Genomic DNA, 24,976 nt, shown 5'->3' with positions numbered 1-24,976 from the left:
CTCAGGGGCGCGGGGCTGTGTCAAGTTGCGGCTCCGCCGCGTGGGCGCGACCAGCCCCCACCGGGCCCGCAGCCTAAGACGGCGGCAGACACTCCGCACTCGGCGGCTTCCCCTCCGGCCACGCAATGGTCACGAACCGCGACCCGCCCCCCGGCCGCAACTCCACGATCGGCACAGCCTTGTCGTACGGATTCCCGTGCACATCGAGGCAGATCCACCCACTCGCCCCGTCCACCCGCAGCGGCCCCTTCACCTGCGGCCACTGCAACCCCACATCGGCCAGCGTCGGCACCGACCTCCCCTCCGGCACAGCCTCCCGGATCCCGTGCACCGCGAGCTGCATCGCGTCGTACGCGATGATCAGCTGACCGTCCTCCAGGGCCACCGGCCCGATCGGCCCCACCGGCGCCCGCACCGCGCTCTTCAGCAGCGCCGTCAGCGTCGCCATGTCTGCCGCCGTACCGCCCGTCCGCGGACTGCCCTTGCCCCACGCGTCCGGATGGGCCAGCGCGGTGTACCGGACGGCGAGCGTGGGCCCCAGCACATCGCGGTGCAGGCTCTTCTCCGCGGTCAGGTACGACCCCTCGTCGCCGGTCAGCACCGTGAACTTCCGGTCCTGGCACCCCCGCGCGCCCAGCGCGTTGATGAACTGCCGCAGCTGGGTGTGGCGTCCGGCGAACAGGATCGTGTCGATCGACCGCTGGGTGCCGCAGATCAGCAGGGTGATCTGCCGGAAGGTGTTCGCGGTCGTCCCCTCCTGGCTGCGGTCGGCCGGCGGGGTGAACGGCTGGGACAGGTGCGGAGAGCCCTTGATGAGAGCCTCGAACGACGTCTGCAGCGTCCGCGTGTACGGATCGCCCGGCCGGTCGTACACCAGCATCGCCCGGCCCGCGGTGACCTGGGCGAAGGAGGCGAGGGCGTGGGCCTCGTCGGTGTTCGTCGGCGACACCCGCGCGAGGCCGGGGTAAGAGTCCTTGCCGTGCTGCCCGTTGGCGAGGTCGTCCGCCGTGATCGACGAGCCGATCACCGGAATCCCCAGCCGGGTCAGCTCCTTGACGGCCTTCATGTTGGCGTCGGTGCTCTGCCCGACCCCCGCCACCGCCCGCAGCCGGTCGGTGCCGCCGGTCATCGCGGCGAGCCGGGTGACCATCTCCTGCCAGTACCGGCTGGTCGCCCCGGGGTTGGCCATCACCAGCCGGATCGCCGGGGACTGCCCGTTGGAGGCGTGGTTGGCCTGGTACTGGGCCAGATAGGCGCCCTGGAGCTCGTGCTGGATGTCGGCGAGGTTCGCCGCCGCCGTCGAGGTGTACGGCAGCATCACCGCCACCGTCACATAACTCCCGGCTTTCAGACGGGCGTTCTCCTTGGCGATGGCCTGCACGGTGGCCCGCAGCTGCGGGTGCCCGAAGTCGTACGCCGTCGTCGCCACGCCCACGCACTCGTCGCTGCCCTCCGGCCGGGCCACCCCCGGCGCGCAGGAGCGGTCGTCGTGGGTGAAGGTGCGGACCCCGAAGAACAGGCCGGCCAGCAGCCCCATCGTGACCAGCAGGGCCAGATAGCGGCGCAGCGGGATCTCCCAGACGCCCTCACGTAACCACGTGCCCACGCCCCGTCGCGCCATCACGCCACCCCGCTCCGCTCGTCGTCACCCTCGTCGTCGTCCGGATCCGCCGGCGGCCGTCCCGCGAGCGCCGCCGCCGGCCAGTCCCGGGAGGCCCGCCACAGCAGCGCGTTGCCGGCCGGCCGCAGGTTGGACAGCTGCTCCAGTTCGAAGCGCAGCCGGTCGGCCACCCGCGGGTCGGGCAGGACCAGCGGATCGGCGAGCTGCCACACCGCGTGCAGCAACCGCCGCACCCGCAGCTGGAGTACGGCGTCCACGCCGTCCGGCACCCGCTGCTGTGCGTCCGTGCGGCCCAGCGCCACCGCCGCCCGCCGGTCGCCGTGGCCGGTGAAGTCGCGGCCCTCGGCGTCATGGGCGTGGAAGTAGGGCGCCGAGGCGATGAAGCGCAGGGTGTCCAGCCAGCTGCGGGCGTCCAGGAGCGCGAAGCCGTCGCGGAGGTGCGCGACCGCGGACTCGGACCGGCCCAGGGCCAGTTCGTGGTGCAGCCGGAAGCGGGCGAGCCGGTCGGTGCCCAGGTGTTCCGCGTAGTGCGCGATCAGCGTCTCGTGCACGGTGCGCCAGCCGCCGTGGTCGGCGTCCCGCAGATGGAGCCGGAGCAGCAGCAGGGACCGTACGAAGGGATCGCCCACGAACTGGCCGGGCACGACCGGCAGCCCCTCGCGGACGAGCCGGCTCTGCAGCGCCCGTACGTCCGCCGGGCCGAAGTCCTCCGGGAGGAGCGCGGCGGCCAGCGCGCACGCCGAGTCGTGGTCGTGGGCGGCGGCGAGGACCGTCAGTTCGTCGAGGCGGTCCTTTGGGACCAGCCGGTCGAGGAGCTGGACGTACACGGGGGCGGCGGGACCGTCCTCGGCCAGCCGTACGTCGGCCGTGAGCAGCTCGCCCAGCGAGCCGGTCCGGTCCGGGTGCTGCGCGGCCGCCTCCGCGAGCAGGGCGATGCCCAGCGGGTTGCCGCCGGTCAACCGGTGTACGGCGTGGGGGAGTTGGGGTGCGGCCGGGGTGGCGACCAGGTGCAGGGTGTCGTCGGGGGAGAGCGGCCGGAGCGCAACCAGCAGCGCCCGTGAGGACGGCACGGCCGGGTCCGGCGTCCACTCGCTGCGCCGGGCGACCTCGGCCAGCTCCCGTCGTACCCCGCCCCGCAGCAGCTCCCGGCCGTCGCCGCGCAGCCCGGCGACGAACGCCACCTGGTCGGCGACCCCGTCGGCACGGTCCCGCAGCACCGCCTCCACCAGCCCCGGACCCGGCCCGGTCTGCACGTTGTCGACCAGCACCAGCGGGCGGCCGAGGCGCTGCATACGCGGCAGCACGCCCGCGTACGCCTCCGTCAGGTCGGCGAGGAAGGCCCGTACGAGATAGCGCTCGGCGTGCTCGCGGGAGGTGCCGCCGGCGCGGAAGTGCCCGGAGAGCAGGATCAGTCCGCGCTGGGCGTGACCGCCCGCGTTGGGGTAGGTCCGGTACCAGACGGACGCCTTCTGGTGCCGGCGGCTGGCGAAGCCCTCGGCAATCGACTCCAGGGTGGCCTCGATGGCCCCGGAGACCAGCGGGCCGGTGCCGGTCGCGGCGGCGACGACCTTCGCCGTCACCTTTCCGGCCCAGCGCCCCGCGAACCCGCTGATCCACGAGCCGCTCTCGTTCAGCAGCAGGATCCGCTCCACCTCGCGCCGGATCCGCTCCGAGTCGGCGTCGCCCCAGCCGCCGGCGGCCACCGCGACCAGGCCCGACATGAGGCGCGGGAACGTGATCCGCCCAGCCCCGGTCACCGGTTCCGCCAGCTGCTCGGCGACGACCAGCAGCGCCTGCGCGACCGGCGACCAGGACTCGGCGGGCCGCTCCGCGGGCGGCCCCGCGAACTGCGCCTCCGCGCAGTCGACCAGGGCGACCGGGGTGTGCCCCTTGTAGGCCTCCCGCAACTCGCCGAGCACCGCGCTCTTGCCGAGTCCCCGCGCCCCGGTCAGCACCACGAAGGGCAGCTCACCGGGGTGTTCGAGGGGATGGGCACGGTGCTGGTACGGCCGTAACCCGACGATTCTCGGAACGAGCCCGGCCGGCTCGACGTCGAACAACGCCCCACGCCCGTGCAACCGTCTGTGCAAGGCATCTCCCCCTCAACGCCAGTGTAGGAAGGGGGAGTTGCTTCGGGCCAGATCGAGTGATGTCCGTATGGTTACGAAACGGGCCCCGGAACAGCCTCAGGGACAGAGGCGATGACGTCGCGCAGCCGCTCGACGTACAGCCGCAGGTTCTTGTACGCGATGTCGGTGTCCGGGAAGCGGCTCGCGAACCACAGCCCCTCGTGCAGCCGTTGCACCCATGCGCAGAGCTGGTCGCCGTACGACACCCGGAGCAGTCCGTACGTCTTCAGCTCGGCCCACCGATCGGATCCCGGGACGCCGCGGGTGTCGACGTAGGAGACGATCGAGTACAGGTCGGGCGAGGTGGGCCGGAAGTCGGTGCCGAGCAGCTGCAGCACCCGGGCCAGCGGTATCCGGGCGAGCGGCCGGGCCGCCTGGAGCCCGGCGCGTACGGAGCGCAGCGCGGCCGGGAGGTCGGCGGCCACCGGGACCTCCAGGGGCGCGCCGCCGACGTACCAGCCGACCGACTCCGACCAGCGGGACTTCATCCGGGTGTGGAACGGCACGACCGTGCGGTACACGGACTGCCCGCCGATCTCCCCGACGATCAGGCTGGTGGCGGCGAGCAGGCCGACGAGGCTGCCGCCGTAGGGCCGGCAGTAGGCCTCGAAGGCGGCGGCCGTCACCGCGTCGACGAGCGGCTCGCACAGCATCTTCTGCGGAGGCAGCGGGTCGCCGGGGCGCAGGCCGAGGTCGACGGGGAAGCGCGGCAGCGTCCCCTCGCAGCGCCGGATGAACTCCCGCCAGCGGGCGACGATGTCGTGGCCGTCGTCGAGCCGGTCCGCATCCGCCCGTTCCATCTCGCAGAAGTCGACGTAGCTGGCCGCCGGCCGGTGTGCCGAGCCGGACCCGGCCGTGTACAGGCCGTGGATCTCGGCGGGGAGCGCCTGGAGCGAGTAGGCGTCGACGTTGCTGTGGTCGAAGGCCAGATAGACGCTGGTGGAGTCGGGGCGGACGACGGCCGCGTAGATGAGGTTGGGCCAGCGCAGGGCGTCGGCGACGGCGTCGAAGCGGTGCTGGAGGCGGCGGACCAGGGCGTCCGCGTCGGTGAAGTCGCCGACCGCCTCGCGGTGCAGCGTCACGGAGCCGGGATCGAGCGTGAACCGGCGCAGCTCGTCCCCGGCCCAGCGGAAACCGCTGCGCAGGGTCTCGTGCCGCAGCGTCCAGGCGCGCAGGGCCTCCTGGAGGGTGCCGAGGTCGGCCCGGAAGGGCAGGTCGAAGGCCGTACCGAGCCAGGTCGGCACGAACAGCCCGTCCTCGCGCACGGACCTGGCGGTGCGGATGTGCGACTCCTGGATGTACGCCGGGGGCCGGGAGTCGTCCGGCAGCGTCCGCGCGGTCTCGACGGTCGCCGGGCTGAGCGTCCACTCGACGAGCCGTCCCGGGCGGACCTCGCAGCGCTGGATGTCGGTGATGCGCACGCCGTCTCCGATCACGGTGAAGGGCCCACGGAGCTGTGGGCCCTTTACTAGGGAAGGACGGCGGTCCGGCCGGGACATGCCGTGTCCGCGCTTTTCAACGGAACGGATGGCGGCTCAAACACGGAAGCGATCAGGCGACGGCCGCTCAGCCGACGGTGATGGAGTCCAGCTTCTCCCGCAGATAGACATGGGAGTCGACCGGCGGGTACGAGACCCGTCCGACCGGTGCCGGTACGGACTCGACGATCGTGCCCGGGGTGCACTCGCCGAAGTAGACGAGGGACATCAGCTCCTCGGCGGGGGCGTCGGTGGGTGGCGGCAGCACCCGGTGCCGTCCGGACCGCCATCGGTCGCCGGTCCAACGGGCCATCAGGTCACCGATGTTGATGGTGAAGGCGGCCGGGTCGAAGGGCGCGTCCTCCCAGCCGCCGTCGTCCGTGTACACCTGGAGCCCGCCCTTGCCGGCCTGCCGGTCCAGGATGGTCACCGTCCCGAAGTCGGTGTGCGGCCCGATCCGGAACTGGCCGGGCTCGGCCTCGCCGATGACGTCCGTGCCCGGATACCAGTTGATGTTGAAGCCGTACGTCGGATGGTCCATGTGCCGGGAGAAGAAGTCGGGTTCGAGCCCGAGCGCGTACCCCAGCAGGGACAGCAGCTCCTTCTCCAGCGCGGCCATCCGCTCCAGGTACTCCGCGCAGAGCGTGCGCAGCTCCGGCACCTCCGCCGGCCACACGTTGGGTGCGTACCACTGGCCGTTGACGGCCGGGTCGTCGAAGGGCTCGTGGGTCGCGAAGGTCAGCGACTCCTTGAGGTCCGGCGGGGTCTCGGTGCCCTCCGAGTAGCCGTTGGCCTCCGCCTTCGGGCCCAGCCACCCCCGCCCGCCGACCTTCACCTCGTACGCCGCCTTCACCTCGGCCGGCAGCGCGAAGAACGCGCGGGCGGCCTCCCGTACGGCGTTGCGCAGCTCGTCCTCGACCCCGTGCCCGGTGACGAGCAGGAAGCCGGCGGTCCGCAGGGCCGCGTCGACGGTACGGGCGATCTCCCGCCGGCCGTCCTCGTCACCGTCGAGCCAGGGGCGCAGGTCGACGGTGGGGATACGGGGGCTGGGGCTGTTGGTGTCACTCACCGATGTCCTCGTTCCACAGGGCCGGGTTGTCTTTGATGAAGTCGCGCATCATCGCGACGCACTCCGGGTCGTCCAGCAGGACGACCTCCACGCCGTGCTCGGCGAGCCAGTCGTGGCCGCCGTGGAAGGTGGCCGCCTCGCCGATCACGACCCGGGAGATCCCGAACTGGCGGACCAGGCCGGAGCAGTACCAGCACGGCGACAGGGTGGTCACCATGGTGGTGCCCCGGTACGTCCGCTGCCGGCCCGCGGCGCGGAAGGCGGCCGTCTCCGCGTGCATCGAGGGGTCGCCGTCCTGCACCCGCCGGTTGTGCCCGCGGCCGAGCAGTGCGCCGTCGGCGCCGTAGAGCGCGGCGCCGATCGGGATGCCTCCCTCGGCGAGTCCGGCGCGGGCCTCGGCGACGGCGGTGGCGAGCCAGGTGTGGGCTTGCGACTGATCCATGTCTCCACTCTCCTGTGGTCGAAACACGAGGGCAACGTGCGGAAAGTACCCTCCGGGCAACCCGCGGCCGGACGAAATGTCAGCGCCGCGACCGGCACCCTGGAGGTCCCCGTGCCCGCACTCACCCTCCGTGAAGTCCTCGCTCTTGATCCGGTGCGGGCGGCCCGCCCCGAACTGCTCGCCGGGGAGAGCGCGTTGGACCGCCCCGTGCGCTGGGTCCACTCCAGCGAGGTCTACGAGGGCGCCAACTTCCTCGACGGCGGCGAACTGCTGCTCACCAACGGCTTCGGGCTCACCGACGCCGGTGACGAGGTCCGCCGCCGGTACGTCCGGGAGCTGGCCGCGCGCGGTGCGGCCGGGCTCGCGGTGGAGGTCGGCCGCTCGCTGCCGGCCATGCCCACGGAGGTGACCGACGAGGCCCGCCGGCTGGGCCTGCCCCTGCTGGCCCTGCACCGGGTGGTGCCCTTCGTCCGGATCGCCGAGGCCGCCAACCGGGCGATCGTCGCGCGCGGACTGTCCGGGCGGTCGGTGCTACGGCCCTGGGGCGACGACCACACGGCGGCCCTGCTGGCCGACCTGGCCGACCGGGCCGCCCTGAACCAGCCCGAGGTGGAGGCCCGGTCGGCGCTCGCCGGGTTCCGTCCGGGGCCCGGGGCACGGCTGATCGGGGTGTCGGTGCACGGGACACGGGAGACCGGGGCCGTGGACCGGGCGGTACGGCTGCTGGGCGGAACGGCGGTGCTGCGAGCGGCGTTCCCCGGCGACGTCCTGGCACTGGTCGCGCTGCCGGGCGGGCGGGGCCGGGGCAGCGCCGGCACGGGCGCCGGGCGGGGCGGTGCTGCCGACGGTGCTCGTGCCGGCGGCAGCCGGGGTGGCAGGGGTGCGGGTGTCGGCGCGGGTGTCGGCGGGGGTCTCGGCTCCGGTGACTCCGTCCGTGCCGTTCAGGAGGCCTTCCGTGCGGTCGCCGGGCCCGGGCTCACCGTTGCCGTCGGCCATGCCGTCGAGGCGGCCGGCGGCTGGCTGCACTGGAGCGAGACGCTGCGCGCGGCCCGGACCACCCTCGAACTCGCGCTGACCGTGCCGCCCGCCGAACCCGCCGCCCCCGAAGGCCCGTTGGTCACCTCCGCCCGCGCCCTCGCCCTGGAGCGCGAGCTCACCCGGGGCGGGGTCGCGGCCAACCGGGAACGCCTCGCCGCCCTCGTCCGGCACACCCTCGGCCCGCTGCTCGACTGGGAGGCGGCCCACGCCAGCGACCTGGTCCGCACCCTGGAGACCCATCTGCGCCACGGCTGCTCCCCGACCCGCACGGCCGCCCTTCTCCACATCGGCCGTCAGTCCCTCTACCAGCGCCTGGAACGCATCGAGTCCCTGCTCGGCCTGGAGATCGACGACCCGGACCTGCTGGGCGAACTGCTCACGGCGGCCTGCGCGCACCGGGTGGTGCGGGGCACGGGCACAGCGGCGGCGGGCGGGCTGCGGACGGTGGCCTGAGGGCACCGGGGCCTCACCCGTTCGGGGCCGTACCGCGCGGCACATGAGCGCACCCGAGTGCGGGGGCCGCGGAGCGCCCGCACGCTGGGACCGTGGGCCGCGGGCGGTGAGGGCGATGATCGTGACGATGGTGTCGGTGCCGGACGGGGGCACCGCGCGGATCTCCGTGGCGGAGGCACGTCGGCGGCTGGCCACGGATCCGTTCCTGCTCCTCGGTGTCGAACTGCCCGAGGAGGAGAGCCCGGCGGAGGAGGGCCCGGCCGAGGAAGGCCCGGCGGAGGAGCCGGTGGTCCGGCGGCTCGGACTGGACGACGAGGACCTGGAGTGGTTCGGCACCCGGGACGCGCCCCCGCGGGCGGACTTCCTGGGCGAGATCGCCGGGTTCGTCGTACCGGTCGTCCATGACGCCCAGGTCGTCCATGTGCACGCCCTGGCCTCCGAGCGCTACCTGGTGGTCGCGCACCGGGGCCGCCGGGCCGGCCTGGCGGGGGACATCAGGGCACTGGTGCGGCGGGAGCGGCCGCACGACGCCGTGGCCACGCTGTTCCTGCTGCTCCAGGAGGCGCTCACGACGTTCCGCCGTGCCGCGGTGCACGCGCTGCTCCAGGTGGAGGAGCTGGAGGACGACATGTTCCAGGGGCGGCGCCCCGAGCAGATCTACCGGCTGTCCCAGCTGCGCCGCCACTCCGCCGTCCTGCACCACGCGCTGCTGCCCTACCTCCAGGGCGTCGACGAGGTGATCACCCGCAGGATGATGAGCCGCGACTTCCCGGAGGAGCGGCAGCGGCTCGCCCAGGAGTTCCAGCGCGCGGCGCGCCTGGTCCTCGCGGACATCGAGGCGCTCCAGGACGCCACCCGCCGGGCCTTCGCCAGTTACGGCTCGCTGGTGGCGGGCGAACAGAACGGTGTGATCAACCGGCTGGCCATCGTGTCGGTGATCTTCCTGCCGCTGTCGTTCCTGACCGGGTTCTTCGGCATGAACTTCGAGTTCCTGACGAACCGGCTGGAGACCAGGGACGAGTTCTGGCTGCTCGCCGTCGGACTCCAGCTGGTCGCCGTGGTCGGCTCGCTCTTCCTGCTGCACCGCAGCCGGATCTGGCGCCGGCTGCGGGACGACGACTAGGCGCTCCGCTGGGAGGGCCGGGGCGGGTCGTCGGTCGGGTGCGGGCAGGTGGGGGCTGGTCGCGCCCACGCGGCGCAGCCGCATGTCGATACAGCCCCGCGCCCCTGACGGGGCGCTGCTAGCGAGGGCGCTTGCGCAGGGCCGCGTACAGCAGGGCGCTGACCGCGAAGCCGACCACTGGGGTGATGTCACCGAAGGACGTCCAGTGCTTCGGGACGTATCCCACGTAGTCCTCCTGGTTGGAGAAGAGCGGGACGGACACCGCCACGCCCATCAACAGGGCGGCCAGGCCCGGCCAGTTGGTGAAGGAGCGGTCGGTCAGCCGGGCGGCCAGGTCCTCGTCCGTCGCGGTACGGCCCTGGAGCCACCGCTCCACCAGGACCACGCCCAGCCAGGGCGCCACCCAGTACGCGATGACCAGCAGGAACCCCTCGTAGGCCGCCCCCGCGTCGTCCAGCGAGGCCCAGGCCGCCGCCGTACCGGCGACGCCCGACACCACGACCAGCGCGCCGCGGCTCAGCCAGGTGGGGAGCTTCAGTCCGAAGGACGCGATCGAGATCGCACCGGAGTACACGTTGAGCGCGTTCGCGGAGACCCCGCCGAGCATGATGGCGATCAGCACCAGGTCGCCGAGCCAGCCGGGCAGGTGACCGGTGAAGGCCGCCGTCGGGGTGGCGTCCTTCGGGGCGACGATGGTGGCCGAGGCCGCGCCGATGACGGCGACGATCGACACCGACACGAACAGGCCGACGGCCGGCCACAGGGCCGTCTTCGCCTTGTTCGCCGTGCGCGGCAGATAGCGCGAGTAGTCCGAGGCGTACGGGTTCCAGCCGGCCGCGTACCCCCAGGCCGCGCTGAACGCGAGCAGGAAGCCGCCGATGCCGCCGCCCGAGCCGCCACCGCCGAGGTCGGCGTCCTTGAACGTCCACACCCCGGCCAGCAGGAAGATCACCGCGAGCGCCGGGAACGCGTACTTCTCGAAGGTGTGCACGAAGTTGTGGCCGATGAAGCCGATCAGGATCTCGGCGACCACGACCAGGAGGAGAGCGGGCAGCGGCCGCAGTCCGGTCAGCGTGTTCAGGGCGAAGGCCGCGCTCACGCTGTTCACCGCGAACCAGCCGACGCCCGCGAGCAGGCCGTTGGCGGCGGAAGGCAGGATGTTGCCCAGGAAGCCGAAGGAGAAGCGGCCGATCACCATCTGCGGGACACCGAACCGGGGCCCGTCCAGCGACAGCAGGCCCTGGGTGACCGCGCCGATCGCGGAGCCCAGCAGGATCGCGGCGGTCGCCGTCCAGAAGTCGAGGCCGAAGAAGAGGACCGCGATCACGCCGATGTAGACGGTCGCGAACTCGATGTTGGGGGATGCCCAGGTCCACAGCAACTGGAGCGGGCCGCCGTGGCGTTCGGCGTCGGGGATCGGTTCCGAGCCCGCCGCCTCCACGGCGATGACCCGGTCGCCGTACTCGGGGGCGACACTGGTGGTAGTCGTCATACGAGGTAAGTGTCGGGATCGCGCCCGGTCCGGCCCAGGGGCGCACTGTCCGCTTCGGACGGCTCACCGGCGTACAACCTGCACGCACCGCACGCGGTCGGGGAGCTCCGGAGGACCGGTGTCCTCCGGAAGCTCCCTCGAACGGATCTGTCGGGAACCGACGGGGCCGTTACTTGTTGACGCAGATGTTGCCGCCCGCCGGGTTGAGCAGGCCGGCGGGGTTGAGGGTGTTGCCGCAGATGTTGGTCGAGATGTCGATCGGGAACTGGACGACGTTGCCCGACAGGAAGCCCGGGCTGCCGATCGCGGCGGCGTGGGCGCTGGCGCCGCCGTCGTCGTCGCCGGCGAAAGCGGCGGTGGAGCCGGTGAGGACGAGGGCCGTGGCGAGGGCGCCGGTGGCGGCGAGAACGCGGATGCGCATGAAAGCCTCCTTGGTGTCGGGGAGATGTGTGACCCAGAACATCCCGCCCGACACCGCACCTGCACACCCTGCTGGGCCGTTCGGCCCAATCCACGGCCTGGTCGAGGCCCGGACCAGGGGTTATGCGGCGAGACGCTCCGCCAGGTCCTTGCCCTTGGTCGCCGCCTCCTGGAGGGCGCGCTCGCGAGAGGCCTCGTAGAGCGGCACGAGCTCGGACATGGCCGGGTTCTGCGGGGCCATGGTCAGCTCCGGCACGATGAAGTCGACGTCGAGGCCGAGACCGTCGCCGAGAGCCGCGGACAGGTAGTTCTGGACGTACTCGAACGGCTCCCGCGGGGTGCCCGGCGCGTAGGAGCCGCCGCGGCTGGCCACGACGGTGACCGGAGTTCCCTTGGCGGAGGGGTTCTCGCCCATCGTGCGGCCGAACAGCGCCACGTTGTCCAGCCACGCCTTCAGCGTCGACGGGATCGTGAAGTTGTACATCGGGGCGCCTATGAGCACCGCGTCCGCCTGCTCCAGTTCCTCGATCAGCTTCACCCGGTCCGCGAAGGCGGCCGCCTGCCCGGGGGTGTGGTCGGCGGGGTCCACGAAACCGGCGAGGTGGGCGTCCGCGGTGATGTGCGGCACCGGCTCCGCCGCCAGGTCGCGGTAGATCACCGTGCCGTCGGGGTGCTGCTCCTGCCACGCCTTGCGGAAGGCGTCGGTGACGGCGCGGGAGGCGGAGGCCTGGCCCGGGAGGAGCGACGAGTCGATGTGAAGAAGGGTAGCCATGGGGGGCTCCAGACAAGCGGGACAACGGGACAACGAGCCCGGCGCGGGTCGCGCGGGCTGAGAATTCGTACTCAGCTATAGATAACACAGGTGCTTACTTTTTTTCAGCCATCCCATGGTGGGGCTGTACCCTGATCCCATGGCGTTGGAGCAGGCCCATGACCCGGAACAGTGCAAAGGCGTGGACGCCGGCATCACGCGCGTCTTCCAGGTGCTCGGAAAGCGCTGGAACGGCCCGATTCTCTCCGTCCTGCTGGACCAGCCGACGCACTTCGCCAACCTGCGGCGCGCCATCCCCGGCATCAGCGAACGCATGCTCTCCGACCGCCTCGCCGAACTCGCCGCCGCGGGACTCGTCGTACGCGAGGTCGACGAGGGCCCGCCGCTGCGGGTCTCGTACCGCCTGACCGCCGCGGGGGCCGCACTGGAGCCCTCGCTCAAGGAACTCGGCGAGTGGGCGAAGGAACACCTGCCGGACCGGCCGTGCTGACCGGCGTCAGGACCGCCGCGTGCCCTCCGGCTCCAGGACGGCGTAGTCGGTGAAGCTGCGGCGGTAGCGCACATGCCGGGTGTCCCGGGTGTGCCCGCGCTGCCACTCCTCCACGGCCGCCGGCGACGCACACGGCCCCGACGCCGCCCCGCAGTCCGCCTCCTCCCCGGACACGCAGTACGCCTCGTACTCCGGCTCGGCGGTGTCGTCCTGCGTGATCAGATACGGCACGAACCGGAAGGTCCGGCGGGGGTGGGTCCCCCAGTGGTCCCTCCGCAGATGTCTGCGCAGCAGTACGTGGGCGTCGGTCGCCGCACTCGCGTCGCACCGCGCCTCGGCGCCCGCCCGCTGCGCCGCGAACTCCGCGCAGGCGGTGCAGCCGGGCACAGGTTCCGGCGCCGGTGCCTCCAGGGCCGGGTAACCCGGCGTACTGGAACGCCGGTTGACGGCCCGCACCTCCGCACTCAGCCGCTCCTCGGCCGTCGCCGGCCGGAGCGACTCCGGCCGCGCCTCCCACTCCCGGCCGCCGCTGACCGGTCGCAGCAGGGCGTACGGGCCCGCGTTGCCGCGGTACTCGCCGACCTTGTCCGAACGGGGGTCATAGACGACCGTTCCCGCCTCGATCCGACTCTCGCTGTCCTCGTTCATGTGCTCTCCGCGCCACTTCGTGACTCTGGGTGTATCGAGCGTCGCGGACGGGAACGGGCGGTATCAATGCCCGGCGCGTGACACCGGGCACTTGTCACGGAGGGGGCTTGGGACGGTGATCACCAACGCCGCCATTTTCGGGGAGCTGCTACGGCACTTCCGCGAGGCCGCGCTTCTGACGCAGGAGGCGCTGGCCAGACAGATCCCCTGCGACCGGTCCCTGGTGGCGCGGGTGGAGGCGGGGACGCGGGTACCGCAGGACACGCTCGCGAAGAGGGCGGACGCAGTGCTCGGCACGGGTGGGGCGTTGGGACGGCTGTGGGGGCTCGTCGACTGGTATCCGCAGGTGGAGCACCCGGATTGGTTCAGGCGGAGGGCGGAGATGGATGCGGAGGCCGTCGCACTGCGTGAGTATCAAGTGCTGGTGGTGCCCGGTCTGTTGCAGACCGAGGACTACGCCCGCGCCCTGCTTTCCCAGACCATGAGCGGGACGGAGGTCGAGGAGAAGGTGCGGGCGCGGCTGAGCCGACAGCAGCGCTTCATGGCCGAGGGCGGTCCGTTGTACGCCGCCGTGCTGGACGAGAGCTGCCTGCGGCAGGTGGTGGGGACGGCGGCCGTCATGCGTGACCAGTGCGCGCATCTGCTCGCGGTCGGGCAGCGCCCCAACATCCGTGTCCAGCTGGCACCCGCCGACCGTCCGGGGGTGGTGCGTCCGACCACGTCAATGTCCTTGATCGAGCTGCCCGATGGGCACCGCTGGGTGTACTCGGAATCGCTGAGTCAGGGCCATTTCGCCGACGATCCAGCAGTCTTCACCCGGCTCAGCCAGACCTATGATGTGCTCAGGGCCGACGCCCTGGCGGCCCCCGAGTCTGCCGCTTGGATCGGCGAGGCGATGGAAGGGTACGAGCGCACCCATGACCAGGCACAAGCTCAGCGCAGCCAGGTGGATCAAAAGCAGCTACAGCGGCAACGACGGCGGCAACTGCCTCGAATTCGCCCCCGAGTTCATGTCGGTCGTCCCCATCCGTGACAGCAAGACCCCCGACGGCCCGGTCATCGTCGTCGGCCGCTCGGCCTGGTCGGTCTTCGTCGCGGGGGTCCCCGTTGAGGTGGATCAGGCGTAGGCCCGGTGACCTGCCCGTGCTCAAGGTCGTTAAGCGGGTCATGCGAAATACGATCAAGAGCCTGATGCTCGGTGCGGCGCTCGCGGGCGTCGCGATCCTGCCCGGAGCCCTGCCGGCGTCCGCCCAGGCGAACCCCGTGCAGTGGCACTCCGCCGGCACCAGCACCCCGGCCGGCAACGCCCGGCTGACCAATCGGCAGGCCCTCGCACAGCTCGCCGCCGCCGGCATCAAGCACCCCGCCGGCCGCACCTCCCTCGAAGGTGTGCGTGCCCGCACCATCCAGGGTGTCATCGCCCTGAAGAGGGCCAGCCGCTGCACGATCACCATCACCGGCGGTACCGAGTCCGGCCACAGTGCCGGCCCCCGCTCCCACGCCAACGGATACAAGCTCGACCTGCGTACCCGTGACGAGGGCGCCTGCCTCACCAAGTGGATCAAGACCACCCAGCACAAGGGCAAGTCGCGCGGCAACGACCCCCGCTGGTACGGCACCCTCGACCGCATCTCCCTCGAGTATGTCTACGAGACCCCCAAGCGCGGCGGCGTCCACTGGGACGTGACCTTCATCTGACCCCCGCCGCTTGCCGATGAGATCGGCGGATCTGTGCCGGGCCCGAGTACGACCAGGCCTTCCGGCAGGGGGCCATGCGCCTCAGCCGTGGCACAGATCCACCCCTCGCTCATCATTCCGGGGGCGGCTACCCAACCACCGTCGTACGCCCCCGTACCGCCCGGGTTTGACGCGGCGCCCTGAAAGGGCAGACCAGGGGGCAACTTGCCTGGCAGGGGCGGGAAGTGACCGTCCTGCGCGGGTCGCCGATCCTATGCTGACCGGGTCTGCTGAGGCCGGTGGCGCGGGAGGGATCGTGGCAGCTCTGGAGCCGGGCGAATCCGCGCTCCGTCGGGGAGTACCAGCTGCTGGGGCGGCTCGGCGCGGGCGGGATGGGCCGGGCCGCTCTCTTCGACGGCGGGTCCAGCCAGATCGTGACCCGGGGGCAGGTGCTCCACACCGGCAAGGGCCGTAGCTTCACCGTCTCCGCGTGGGTGAGCCTGAGCGGGCGGCCGGCGTTCTTCGCCACCGCCGTCGGCCAGGACGCCGGTGACGTCAGCTGCTTCTACCTGCAGTACTCGCCCGCCGAGAACCGCTGGGCCTTCGCCCGTCCCGGCCTGCGCGCCCTGTCGTACACCGTCCCGAAGCCGGGCGTCTGGACCCACCTGGTGGGCGTCTGTGACGGCGCGCGCGGCCAACTCCTGCTGTATGTGGGGGAGTTCAGGAGGTCGGCAGCAATGACAGCAACCCCGTCGCCGCCCATGGTCCCCTGACGGTCGGCCGGGCCACCGGCAGCAGCGGTCCCTCCGACTGGTTCGCCGGTTCGATCAAGCAGGTGCAGGTGTTCGAGTGGGCGTTGGGTGCGGCGCAGGTCAAGGCGCTGCTGTAGGCGCCGGGTTACTCGACCAGCGACTGCGTGCCGAGCACGATGGCGAGTGCGAGGCGGTCGGCGTCCTCGGTGCCGGGCTCGGCCGTGTAGACCGAGATGCGCAGATCGTCGCCCACGACGAAGAGCGTGTCGCAGTCGAGGGTGATCCGGCCGACCGAGGGATGGTCGACGACCTTGTGTTTCGACGGGTCGGGGGGCGGCGGCGGGGTGTCGGCGTCCCAGAGTTCGCCGAACCGGGGGCTCAGGTCCCTGAGTTCGCCGACGAGCCGGCGCAGCGTCCGGTCGGCGGGGTACCGGGAGGCGGTCAGCCGCAGGTCGGCGACGAGCCGCGCCTCGTGGTCGGCCTGCTCCCGCGGGGTGTGCACCACGCGGGTGCCGGGGCCGACCAGGTTGCGCCAGACGGCGTTGCGTTCGATCCCGTGCCAGGAGGACGTCTCGCCCATGAGCGCGTCGAACGGCGCGTTGGCGAGGACGAGCGTCCAGGTGGCGTCGTACACGACGACCGGGGTGTACGACAGCCGGTCGAGCAGCCGGTGCACGCTCGGGGTGACGCGCGACGGGACGACGTCGGGTCCGGGCGTGGTGTGCCCGGCCAGCCGGAAGAGCAGGTCACGCTCCGGGTCGGACAGCCGGAGCGCCTGGGCGAGGGACTCCACCACCTGCGCCGAGGGCGCGGTCGACCGCCCCTGTTCGAGCCGGGTCAGATAGTCCGCGGAGATCCCGGCGAGCTGGGCCAGCTCCTCGCGCCGCAGCCCGGCCGCCCGGCGGCGCGGGCCGGCCGGGACGCCGACGGCCTCCGGCGTGACCCGGTCGCGCCAGCGGCGCACCATCCGGCCGAACTCCCACGTCTCCACATGTTCAGTGTGCGGGGCGGCGTGGCCCTTGTCCTGGCCCCGGCAGTCCTATGACAAGGGGGCGGCTGGCTGACCGCGCAGTGTTCTCCGAGGCTCGGAGCATGACCACCACAGACAACGGAACCGTACTCATCACCGGTCCGACCCGAGGCCTGGGCCGGGCCGCCGCCCTCGCCATGGCCGGCCGCCGGGGCGGCGCCCGCCCCGACCTGCTGCTGGTGGGCCGGGGCGGAGCTGCACTCACCGAGGTCGCCGACGAGGCGCGGGCGCTCGGCGCGAACGTCCACACGATCGCCTGCGACCTGTCCCGGCTCGCCGACGTACGGGCCGCCGCCGAGGCCGCGCGCGACCTCCTCGACACCGGAGCCGTTCGGCCGCTGCGCGCGCTGGTCGCCAACGCCGGCGCCATGTCGGCCGACACCCGGGTCGCCTCCGCCGACGGCTACGAGCTGACCTTCGCCGTGAACCACCTCGCTCACGCCCAGCTCATCGGCGACCTGCTCGGCTCCCTCACCGCGCCCGCCCGGATCGTGCTGCTCGGCTCGAACACCTACCACGCCAACATCCCCCGGCGGATCCTCGGCGTGCCCGGCGCGGACTGGCGCGACCCGCTGGAGATCGCCAGGCCCGCGACCGCGGACCGGAAACCGAGCCTCAAGGCCACGGGCGTCGCCTACTCCAACGCCAAGCTGGCGATCCTGTACTACGCCCACGAGCTCCAGCGCCAGGCCGGACCCGGTGTCAACGTCTCGGTGTACGAGCCCGGCTGGATGCCCGGCACCTCGCTGGGCCGGGCGGCACCCGCGGCGTTCCAGGCGATCGGGCGGGGCCTGGCGCGGCTGCCCGGGGTGGCCACCGCGGCACGCTCCGGAAGGAAGCTGGCCTCGGTCGCCCTCGACGACGAGTGGGCGCACCTGCGCGACGGCGCGTTCGTCGTCATCGACAAGGAGCGGGAGGTACGGCCCGTCGCCCGGGACCGCGAGCGGGAGCGCCGGCTGTGGGCCGCCACCGCCGAACTCCTCGACCGGGCGGGCATGCGCGCCTGAGCCGGCCGGTGTCAGTCGGTGCGCGGATCGTCCGGCTTCAGGGACTTCAGGAACTCCGGGTTGTCGTCCGGTGCGACCCACCGCTCGCGCGGCTGCCGTGCCTTGCCCGCGACCAGCCAGGCCACCGGGCCGACCAGGACCTCGCCGAAGAGCAGGATGACGAACACCCACGCCAGCTTCGGCAGGGCGCGGACCTCGTCCTCGGGGGTGTTGAGGCAGTCCACGAAGGCGTAGATCCACAGTGCGAGGACCAGCAGGTAGGGCAGATACCTGAGCATGGCGGCCAGGGTAGCGGGTGGGCGAAGCCGGTGCCGGGGGCGCGGGCATGATGGTCTCCCTCGATATGGTCACCCTCGATCGGGAGGGGGGATCAGTGGGGATACGCGGGTTGTCGCGCAGGGGCCGGGTCGCGACGGGCGTGGCGGTGGCCGGTTTGACGGTCGGCGCCGGACTGGTCGCGGGCGAACTGGACTCACCGGTGTTCGGGCTGGCGCAGGGCCCGCTGGCCGGGGACCCGGCGTGCGCCCGGCTCGCCGACCGCTACCCCGACCGCCTCGGCGGCGCCGACCGCGACCGGGTCTCCTTCGAGGGCCTCGCGGTGTGGGGTCACGGCGAGGTGGAACTGCGCTGCGGTGTCAGCCCGCCCGGCCCGACGACGGACGCCTGCGTCAGCGTGGACGGGGTGGACTGGGTGTGGCGGGAGTCGGCGACGGACGGCCGCAGGAAGCTGGTCACCTACGGCCGCAGCCCGGCCGTGGAGGTCTCGGTCGCGGACTCGGTGACCCGCCTGGACGCGGTGCTGGTGGACCTGAGCAACCTGGTCGCGCCGATCAGGAAGGGCGACAAGTGCCTTGAGAGCGGCGGGCATTGAGCGCCGGACATTGCGCGACGGGCATCAGCCGGGCGCCTTCTCCGCCAGCAGCGGCCGTGTGATGGCACGGACCAGGGCCCCCGTCAGCTGGTTCACGTACTTCGCGGCGATCTTCCCGTCCCGGTCGATGAAGAGGGTGTACGGCAGCGCCGGCGCCTTGTAGCCCCTGGGCAGCCGGAGGAGCTGACGGCTCGCGGGGTCGTGCAGGCTCGGGTAGACCAGCTTGTGCTCGTCCTGGAACGCCCGCCCCCTCGCGCGCTCCGCATCCGTGTCCACGCCGAGCACCTGGACGCCCTTGGCGGCCAACTCCTGCTGCACCTTGGAGAGTTCGGGCGCCTCGGCCCGGCAGGGGCCGCACCAGGACGCCCAGACGTTCAGGACGACGACCTTGCCCCGGTAGTCGGCGAGCCGTATCGCCCTGCCGTCGAGGCTGCTGCCCGTGAGGTCGGGGGCCGTCTTCCGGTCGGCGGCCGGGACGCGGGTCAGCGGGGAGACGGGGGAGCCGCCGGTCTCCTGCCGCGGTGCACAGGCGGCGAGCGAGCACGTGAGCAGCAGGGCGAGCAGCGGTAACCGGCGGTGAGGTGTCACGGCCGTCGAGTATCGCAGGGGGCGGTGACCGGGTCCGGACCCCGGGTGGCCGATACTGGGACACATGGCTTACGACGATCTTCGCTCCCTGCTCAGGGCACTGGAGCGCGAGGGAGACCTCAAGCGTGTCAAGGCCGAGGTCGACCCGTACCTGGAGGTCGGGGAGATCGTCGACCGGGTCCAGAAGTCCGGCGGACCGGCGCTGCTCTTCGAGAACGTGAAGGGGTCGTCGATGCCCCTCGCGATGAACGTGTTCGGCACCGACCGGCGGCTGCTCAAGGCCCTCGGCCTGAAGTCGTACGGCGAGATCTCCGAGAAGATCGGCGGGCTGCTGCGCCCCGAGCTGCCGCACGGGTTCGTCGGGGTGCGCGAGGCGTTCGGGAAGCTCGGCGCGATGACGCACGTACCGCCGAAGAAGGTGAAGTCCGACAACGCTCCGGTGCAGGAGGTCGTCCTGCACGGTGACGAGGTCGACCTGGAGCAGCTCCCGGCCCTGTTCACCTGGCCGCAGGACGGCGGCTCCTTCTTCAACCTGGGGCTGACCCACACCAAGGACCCGGAGACCGGCATCCGGAACCTGGGCCTCTACCGGCTGCAGCGCCACGACAAGCGCACCATCGGCATGCACTGGCAGATCCACAAGGACAGCCGCAACCACTACCAGGTCGCGGCGCGGCGGGGCGAACGCCTCCCGGTCGCGATCGCCTTCGGCTGCCCGCCCGCCGTGACGTACGCCTCCACGGCCCCGCTCCCCGGTGACATCGACGAGTACCTCTTCGCCGGGTTCATCGCGGGCAAGCGGACCGAGATGGTCGACTGCAAGACCGTTCCGCTCCAGGTCCCGGCGCAGGCGGAGGTCGTCCTGGAGGGCTGGCTGGAGCCGGGCGAGATGCTGCCCGAGGGCCCCTTCGGCGACCACACCGGCTTCTACACCCCGCAGGAGCCGTTCCCGGCGCTGACCATCGACTGCGTGACGATGCGGAAGCGGCCGCTGCTCCAGTCGATCGTCGTCGGCCGCCCCCCGACGGAGGACGGCCCGCTCGGCCGCGCCACGGAGCGCTTCTTCCTCCCGCTGCTGAAGATCATCGTGCCGGACATCGTGGACTACCACCTCCCCGAGGCCGGCGGTTTCCACAACTGTGCGATCGTCTCGATCGACAAGAAGTACCCGAAGCACGCGCAGAAGGTCATGCACGCGATCTGGGGAGCGCACATGATGTCGCTCACCAAGCTGATCGTGGTCGTCGACTCCGACTGCGACGTCCACGACCTGCACGAGGTCGCGTGGCGGGCCCTCGGCAACACTGACTACGCCCGTGACCTCAGCATCGTGGAAGGCCCCGTCGACCACCTCGACCACGCGTCCTACCAGCAGTTCTGGGGCGGCAAGGCGGGCATCGACGCGACGAAGAAGTGGCCCGAGGAGGGCTACACCAGGGACGGGGGCTGGCCGGACATGGTCCTGTCGGACCCGGATACGGCGGCTCTCGTGGACCGCCGCTGGAAGGAGTACGGCCTGTGAGCTCCGCCTCCGCAGCACTCCCGCAGCCGGGACGCACCAAGGCGTTCCTCCGTCTGGTGATGATCGAGCACTCGGTCTTCGCGCTGCCCTTCGCGTACATCGCCGCGCTGACCGCGATGTTCGAGCTGGACAAGAACATCCACTGGGGCCGGCTGCTCCTGGTCACCATCTGCATGGTCGGCCTGCGCACCTTCGCCATGGCGGTGAACCGGATCATCGACCGCGAGATCGACGCCCGGAACCCGCGCACGGCCCACCGCGAGCTGGTCACCGGCGCGATGAGCGTGAAGCACGCCTGGACCGGCGCGCTGATCGCGGTGGCGGTCTTCCTCGGCTCGGCGGCCCTGCTCAACCCCCTCTGCCTGGCGCTCGCCCCCGTCGCCGTGATCCCGATGGTCGTCTACCCCTACGGCAAGCGGTTCACGAACTTCCCCCAGGCCATCCTCGGCCTCGCCCAGGCCATGGGCCCGATCGGCGGCTGGCTGGCGATCACCGGCGAGTGGTCCTGGGACGCGGTGATCCTCGGCCTCGCCGTCGGTATCTGGATCGGCGGCTTCGACCTGATCTACGCCTGCCAGGACGTCGAGACCGACCGCGAGATCGGCGTGCTGTCGGTCCCGGCCCGCTTCGGCATCCCGGCGGCGATCTGGGGCGCGCGGGTGTGCCACGCGCTGACGACGGCGCTGTTCGTCTGGTACGCCCTGGCCACGCACGCCGGCGCGTTCTTCTGGCTGGGCCTGCTGATCGTGGCCGGCGCGTTCGTCTACGAACACACGATCGTCCGCCCCCACGACCTGTCCCGCCTGAACCGGGCGTTCTTCTCGACGAACGGTTTCATCGGCATCAGCCTCTTCGTCTGCGCCCTGATCGACCTGCTGGTGCGAGGGCTCTCGGTTTAGCCCCTTCGAGTGGCGGCGATCGGACGGCCGGTCTCGGGGGCCTCCACGGGCTACGTTGTCCGAAGTCCCCGCCGCGGCGGGGACGATCCGAGGGCGATTCCCATGCATCCGTTCACGGTCAACTGCTCCCCGTCTGCGCGGGGATCGCGCCCAGGCTGCCGCCCCGTCCTGAACACGATGGGGCGCGCCGGTACGCTCGTGGTGTGAACGCAGGAGAAACGCAGCGCGAGCCTTGGATCGTGGGGGTGTCCGGGGCGTCCGGTACGCCGTATGCCGCCGCCGTGCTGCGCGCCCTGCTGGCGGCCGGGGAGAGCGTGGACCTGGTGGTCTCCCGGGCCTCACGGCTCACCCTGCTGGACGAGACCGGGATCTCCTTCCGGGACGCCCACTGGCAGGAAGACCTGGGGGAATGGCTGGCGAGGGGCGCCGACGGCAAGCCGGGGACCTTCGAGACCGACCTGACGAGGGTGCGGTACTGGAGCGCCGGGGACCTGGCCGCGGGGCCGTCCTCGGGGTCGTATCCGGCGAAGGGCATGCTGATCGTGCCGGCGTCCACCGCGGCCGTCGCCGGGGTCGCGCTCGGGCTCTCCAAGGACCTGCTCCAGCGGGCCGCCAGTGTCACCCTGAAGGAGCGCCGCCCGCTCGTCGTCGCCGTCCGGGAGACCCCCCTCAACGGCCAGACGCTGCGCCATCTGGTCACCCTGGACGACCTGGGGGCGGTCGTCGTCCCCACCTCGCCGGCGTTCTACGCGGGCGCCACCCATATCCAGGACCTCGTTGACTTCGTCGCCGGGCGGGCGCTGGACGCGGTGGGCGTCCGGCACCGGCTCTACCGCCGCTGGGAGGGCGACCTCGGAGGCGGCGGCAAGTAGCAGTACTCGGCATCACCGGCACCACCTCTGCAGTACCTCTCATCTACTTCGGGAACTTTCAGCGGAAGGCTTCGATCGCATGGACGCCGTGGACAGGCAGCTCATCCAGGCCCTGAGGGAGAACGGCCGGGCCTCGTACGCGGAGCTGGGGCGCCTCGTCGGACTGTCGGGACCGAGCGTCACCGACCGCATCAACCGGCTGGAGGCGGCCGGGGTCATCACCGGCTACCGCGCGACCGTCGACGCGGCCTCGCTCGGCCTCGGCGTCACCGCCCTGATCGGCATCTCCCTCTCCGACGCGGCCGACCACGAGGACGTGGCACAGCGGCTGCGGGACCTGCCGGAGATCGAGGACTGCTGGTTCATCGCTGGCGACGACTCGTTCATGCTCAAGGTGCGCTCCACGGACGTCGACGGGCTGGAGAAGACCATCCGGAGGCTGTCCGGCACGAAGGGCGTGTCCCGGACCCGTACCACGATCGTTCTCTCCACGAAGTGGGAGAACCGGGTGGGTGAGCTGCCCGAAGAAGCGTGAGCCGGTAGGCGCGGAGCGCCGTATGGGGGTACCTCCCGCCCGAAGGGTGGGGGAGTACGGTGGGGCGAGCTGTCGTAGAAAGGTTGAGGTATGGACGTCGGGCTCAAGCGTGAGCTGGAGGAGAAGGTCCGCTCCGGCGAGCGGCTGTCCCGCGAGGACGGCATCGCGCTGTACGAGTCGGACGACCTGGCCTGGCTGGGCGGCCTCGCCCACGAGGTGCGGACGCGGAAGAACGGCGATGTCGTCCACTTCAACGTCAACCGCCACCTCAACATGACCAACGTGTGCACGGCGTCCTGCGCGTACTGCTCGTTCCAGCGCAAGCCGGGCGAGAAGGACGCGTACACGATGCGCATCGAGGAGGCGGTGAAGCTCGCGAAGGCGATGGAGAACGAGAACCTCACCGAGCTCCACATCGTCAACGGCCTGCACCCGAACCTGCCGTGGCGCTACTACCCGCGTTCGCTGCGGGAGCTGAAGGCGGCCCTTCCGAACGTCTCGCTGAAGGCCTTCACCGCCACCGAGATCCACCACTTCGAGACGATCTCCGGTCTGTCCGCCTCCGAGATCCTCGACGAGCTGATCGACGCGGGCCTGGAGTCCCTGACCGGCGGTGGCGCGGAGATCTTCGACTGGGAGGTCCGCCAGCACATCGTGGACCACCGCACCCACTGGGAGGACTGGTCCCGGATCCACCGCCTGGCGCACGAGAAGGGTCTGAAGACCCCGTGCACCATGCTGTACGGCCACATCGAGGAGCCCCGCCACCGCGTCGACCACGTCCTGCGCCTGCGTGAACTCCAGGACGAGACGAACGGCTTCCAGGTCTTCATCCCGCTCCGCTATCAGCACGACTTCGTGGACATGAAGGACGGCAAGGTCCGCAACCGCCTCCAGGCCCGCACTCAGATGGCGACCGGCGCGGAGGCCCTGAAGACCTTCGCGGTCTCCCGGTTGTTGTTCGACAACGTCCCGCACGTGAAGGTCTTCTGGGTCATGCACGGCGTTCAGACGGCCCAGCTGGCCCTCCAGCACGGCGCGGACGACATGGACGGCTCGGTGGTCGAGTACAAGATCACCCACGACGCGGACAACTACGGCACGCCGAACAAGCTGACCCGCGAGGACCTCCTGGACCTGATCCGCGACGCGGGCTTCCGCCCGGTGGAACGGAACACGCGCTACGAGATCATCCGCGAGTACGACGGCCCGGACCCGGCGCGCCGCGAGTCCCCGCAGCCGATGCGGGTCTGAGCAGGGCCGACGGTACGACGTCGGGTGCGGGTGCGCGGGGGCTGATCGCGCAGTTCCCCGCGCCCCTAAAAGAAGGGGCGCTGCAGTGCGCCCCTTTAGGTGCGCGGGGAACTGCGCGACAAGCCACGACGCACCCGCTCCCGAAAACGCACCGTGGTCCGCATGGCGAATAGTCGTCGCACACGCCCTCGCGTAATAGATACGGTTCGGCCATGCCCCTTACCTTCACCCTCGATCCCCCCGTCACTCCCGCCCTCCGTGACGGTGTCCTCACCCTGTGGACGGACGTGTCGAACGCCGGCGGAGCCGTCGGCTTCGTCGCGCCCGTGACCCGGGAGGAGATCCGTCCGGAGCTGGTGAAGCACATGGTGGCCATGGCCGAAGGCCGCAACCGGCTGCTCGTCGGGCAGGACGAGGCCGGTGACGTCGCCGCCACCGCCTTCTTCTCCTTCAACACCCACCGGCTGATGACGCACTGGGTATGGCTGTACACGGTGATGGTGCACCCGAAGCACCAGGGGCGCGGGTACGGACGGGACCTGCTCGCGGCCGCCGCCGACGAGGCCCGCCGCTTCGACGGGACGGACGCGATACGGCTCACCTGCCGTGGCGGTCAGGGGCTGGAACGCTTCTACGGCTCGTGCGGCTACAAGGAGGTCGGCCGGGTCCCGGGCGCGATCCGGGTCGCGCCTGGGGACGACCGCGACGACATCACCATGCTGTTTCCGCTCACCTGACCCCGGTGCAAGATCGGTCCCGTGCCGTGCTTCACTGGACGGTGCCCCTTTTCGTCA

General features: G+C 71.7%; 27 protein-coding genes. 15 read left to right on the top strand and 12 right to left on the bottom strand.

The annotated features are described in order from the left end of the window. Positions 1-73: 73 nt before the first annotated feature. The 5 genes from EDD90_RS23980 to EDD90_RS23960 form a co-directional block, all read right to left on the bottom strand. Entirely contained in the window at positions 74-1,621 is a 1,548-nt protein-coding gene (locus tag EDD90_RS23980) for a hypothetical protein (RefSeq protein ID WP_123975092.1), read from the bottom strand. Continuing rightward, positions 1,621-3,711, bottom strand: coding sequence for a hypothetical protein (locus EDD90_RS23975; RefSeq protein WP_123975090.1), 2,091 nt, complete (start codon positions 3,709-3,711; stop codon positions 1,621-1,623). The genes EDD90_RS23980 and EDD90_RS23975 overlap by 1 nt, the downstream gene beginning before the upstream one ends. A gap of 71 nt (positions 3,712-3,782) precedes the next feature. After that, complete coding sequence (locus tag EDD90_RS23970; RefSeq protein ID WP_123975088.1) at positions 3,783-5,171, bottom strand: condensation domain-containing protein; 1,389 nt, start codon at positions 5,169-5,171, stop codon at positions 3,783-3,785. 145 nt (positions 5,172-5,316) lie between these two features. After that, positions 5,317-6,297: an isopenicillin N synthase family oxygenase gene (locus EDD90_RS23965; protein WP_123975086.1), complete on the bottom strand. Its 981-nt coding sequence runs from the start codon at positions 6,295-6,297 to the stop codon at positions 5,317-5,319. After that, the gene (locus EDD90_RS23960) at positions 6,290-6,739 is read right to left on the bottom strand and encodes a nucleoside deaminase (RefSeq protein ID WP_123975084.1); all 450 of its coding nucleotides are present in this window, start codon (positions 6,737-6,739) and stop codon (positions 6,290-6,292) included. Before EDD90_RS23960 ends, EDD90_RS23965 begins: the two co-directional genes overlap by 8 nt. Positions 6,740-6,850: 111 nt before the next feature. Between EDD90_RS23960 and EDD90_RS23955 the strand changes: the two genes are divergently transcribed. Together EDD90_RS23955 and EDD90_RS23950 are read left to right on the top strand one after the other, a co-directional pair. Beyond that, positions 6,851-8,230 carry a PucR family transcriptional regulator gene (locus tag EDD90_RS23955; protein ID WP_123975082.1) on the top strand — a complete coding sequence of 460 codons (1,380 nt, stop codon included), beginning with the start codon at positions 6,851-6,853 and terminating at the stop codon, positions 8,228-8,230. A gap of 43 nt (positions 8,231-8,273) precedes the next feature. Beyond that, positions 8,274-9,353 carry a CorA family divalent cation transporter gene (locus EDD90_RS23950; protein ID WP_260328017.1) on the top strand — a complete coding sequence of 360 codons (1,080 nt, stop codon included), beginning with the start codon at positions 8,274-8,276 and terminating at the stop codon, positions 9,351-9,353. Between the two features lie 118 nt (positions 9,354-9,471). Here EDD90_RS23950 and EDD90_RS23945 read toward each other — a convergent pair whose 3' ends face one another. From EDD90_RS23945 to EDD90_RS23935, 3 genes are all read right to left on the bottom strand, one after another. Further along, positions 9,472-10,845 carry a cytosine permease gene (locus EDD90_RS23945; protein ID WP_123975080.1) on the bottom strand — a complete coding sequence of 458 codons (1,374 nt, stop codon included), beginning with the start codon at positions 10,843-10,845 and terminating at the stop codon, positions 9,472-9,474. A 169-nt stretch (positions 10,846-11,014) separates the two neighbouring features. Beyond that, positions 11,015-11,266: a chaplin gene (locus EDD90_RS23940; RefSeq protein WP_123975078.1), complete on the bottom strand. Its 252-nt coding sequence runs from the start codon at positions 11,264-11,266 to the stop codon at positions 11,015-11,017. A gap of 120 nt (positions 11,267-11,386) precedes the next feature. Further along, positions 11,387-12,037: an FMN-dependent NADH-azoreductase gene (locus EDD90_RS23935; protein WP_123975076.1), complete on the bottom strand. Its 651-nt coding sequence runs from the start codon at positions 12,035-12,037 to the stop codon at positions 11,387-11,389. 139 nt (positions 12,038-12,176) lie between these two features. Here EDD90_RS23935 and EDD90_RS23930 point away from each other — a divergent pair, with 139 nt between their 5' ends. After that, positions 12,177-12,527 carry a helix-turn-helix domain-containing protein gene (locus EDD90_RS23930; RefSeq protein WP_123975074.1) on the top strand — a complete coding sequence of 117 codons (351 nt, stop codon included), beginning with the start codon at positions 12,177-12,179 and terminating at the stop codon, positions 12,525-12,527. Positions 12,528-12,533: 6 nt separating this feature from the next. On the opposite strand, the gene EDD90_RS58620 is transcribed toward EDD90_RS23930, so the two are convergent. Next, positions 12,534-13,175 (bottom strand): hypothetical protein, encoded by a 642-nt coding sequence (locus tag EDD90_RS58620; protein WP_185149199.1) that lies wholly within the window; start codon positions 13,173-13,175, stop codon positions 12,534-12,536. A 91-nt stretch (positions 13,176-13,266) separates the two neighbouring features. On the opposite strand from EDD90_RS58620, the gene EDD90_RS23920 reads away from it, so the two are divergent. From EDD90_RS23920 to EDD90_RS23905, 4 genes are all read left to right on the top strand, one after another. Further along, positions 13,267-14,208: a helix-turn-helix transcriptional regulator gene (locus EDD90_RS23920; protein WP_123981554.1), complete on the top strand. Its 942-nt coding sequence runs from the start codon at positions 13,267-13,269 to the stop codon at positions 14,206-14,208. Next, positions 14,126-14,302 carry a DUF397 domain-containing protein gene (locus tag EDD90_RS57515; RefSeq protein WP_260328750.1) on the top strand — a complete coding sequence of 59 codons (177 nt, stop codon included), beginning with the start codon at positions 14,126-14,128 and terminating at the stop codon, positions 14,300-14,302. Before EDD90_RS23920 ends, EDD90_RS57515 begins: the two co-directional genes overlap by 83 nt. Before the next feature lie 40 nt (positions 14,303-14,342). Then, positions 14,343-14,873 carry a hypothetical protein gene (locus EDD90_RS23910; RefSeq protein WP_260328016.1) on the top strand — a complete coding sequence of 177 codons (531 nt, stop codon included), beginning with the start codon at positions 14,343-14,345 and terminating at the stop codon, positions 14,871-14,873. Positions 14,874-15,151: 278 nt separating this feature from the next. Next, positions 15,152-15,625 carry a LamG-like jellyroll fold domain-containing protein gene (locus EDD90_RS23905; protein WP_123975070.1) on the top strand — a complete coding sequence of 158 codons (474 nt, stop codon included), beginning with the start codon at positions 15,152-15,154 and terminating at the stop codon, positions 15,623-15,625. Between the two features lie 124 nt (positions 15,626-15,749). Here the strand turns inward: EDD90_RS23905 and EDD90_RS23900 are convergent, their stop codons facing one another. Next, positions 15,750-16,595: a helix-turn-helix transcriptional regulator gene (locus EDD90_RS23900; protein WP_123975068.1), complete on the bottom strand. Its 846-nt coding sequence runs from the start codon at positions 16,593-16,595 to the stop codon at positions 15,750-15,752. A 101-nt stretch (positions 16,596-16,696) separates the two neighbouring features. Between EDD90_RS23900 and EDD90_RS23895 the strand changes: the two genes are divergently transcribed. Next, a complete protein-coding gene (locus EDD90_RS23895) occupies positions 16,697-17,641 on the top strand; it encodes an SDR family NAD(P)-dependent oxidoreductase (RefSeq protein WP_123975066.1) in 945 nt (314 codons plus the stop codon). Positions 17,642-17,652: 11 nt separating this feature from the next. Here the strand turns inward: EDD90_RS23895 and EDD90_RS23890 are convergent, their stop codons facing one another. After that, positions 17,653-17,919, bottom strand: a complete 267-nt coding sequence (locus tag EDD90_RS23890; RefSeq protein WP_123975064.1) for a PLD nuclease N-terminal domain-containing protein — start codon at positions 17,917-17,919, stop codon at positions 17,653-17,655. 110 nt (positions 17,920-18,029) lie between these two features. On the opposite strand from EDD90_RS23890, the gene EDD90_RS23885 reads away from it, so the two are divergent. Continuing rightward, positions 18,030-18,512 (top strand): DUF3515 domain-containing protein, encoded by a 483-nt coding sequence (locus EDD90_RS23885; protein WP_260328015.1) that lies wholly within the window; start codon positions 18,030-18,032, stop codon positions 18,510-18,512. 24 nt (positions 18,513-18,536) lie between these two features. On the opposite strand, the gene EDD90_RS23880 is transcribed toward EDD90_RS23885, so the two are convergent. Further along, positions 18,537-19,100: a TlpA disulfide reductase family protein gene (locus EDD90_RS23880; protein ID WP_260328014.1), complete on the bottom strand. Its 564-nt coding sequence runs from the start codon at positions 19,098-19,100 to the stop codon at positions 18,537-18,539. 64 nt (positions 19,101-19,164) lie between these two features. Here EDD90_RS23880 and EDD90_RS23875 point away from each other — a divergent pair, with 64 nt between their 5' ends. The 6 genes from EDD90_RS23875 to EDD90_RS23850 all read left to right on the top strand — a co-directional run bounded on the left by EDD90_RS23875 (position 19,165) and on the right by EDD90_RS23850 (position 24,919). Beyond that, a complete protein-coding gene (locus EDD90_RS23875) occupies positions 19,165-20,622 on the top strand; it encodes a menaquinone biosynthesis decarboxylase (RefSeq protein WP_123975060.1) in 1,458 nt (485 codons plus the stop codon). Continuing rightward, a complete protein-coding gene (gene mqnP, locus EDD90_RS23870; RefSeq protein ID WP_123975058.1) occupies positions 20,619-21,521 on the top strand; it encodes a menaquinone biosynthesis prenyltransferase MqnP in 903 nt (300 codons plus the stop codon). The genes EDD90_RS23875 and mqnP overlap by 4 nt, the downstream gene beginning before the upstream one ends. Before the next feature lie 203 nt (positions 21,522-21,724). Next, complete coding sequence (locus EDD90_RS23865; protein ID WP_123975056.1) at positions 21,725-22,393, top strand: UbiX family flavin prenyltransferase; 669 nt, start codon at positions 21,725-21,727, stop codon at positions 22,391-22,393. 79 nt (positions 22,394-22,472) lie between these two features. After that, entirely contained in the window at positions 22,473-22,928 is a 456-nt protein-coding gene (locus EDD90_RS23860) for an Lrp/AsnC family transcriptional regulator (RefSeq protein ID WP_123975054.1), read from the top strand. A 90-nt stretch (positions 22,929-23,018) separates the two neighbouring features. Further along, the gene (gene mqnE / locus EDD90_RS23855) at positions 23,019-24,182 is read left to right on the top strand and encodes an aminofutalosine synthase MqnE (protein WP_123975052.1); all 1,164 of its coding nucleotides are present in this window, start codon (positions 23,019-23,021) and stop codon (positions 24,180-24,182) included. Between the two features lie 212 nt (positions 24,183-24,394). Next, positions 24,395-24,919 (top strand): GNAT family N-acetyltransferase, encoded by a 525-nt coding sequence (locus tag EDD90_RS23850; RefSeq protein WP_123975050.1) that lies wholly within the window; start codon positions 24,395-24,397, stop codon positions 24,917-24,919. The last annotated feature ends 57 nt before the right edge of the window (positions 24,920-24,976 follow it).

This window comes from Streptomyces sp. Ag109_O5-1 (assembly GCF_003814875.1).
Classification (GTDB): domain Bacteria; phylum Actinomycetota; class Actinomycetes; order Streptomycetales; family Streptomycetaceae; genus Streptomyces; species Streptomyces sasae.
Note: the sequence above shows the minus strand (reverse complement) of the source record. Positions and strands in the feature narration are given on the sequence as shown.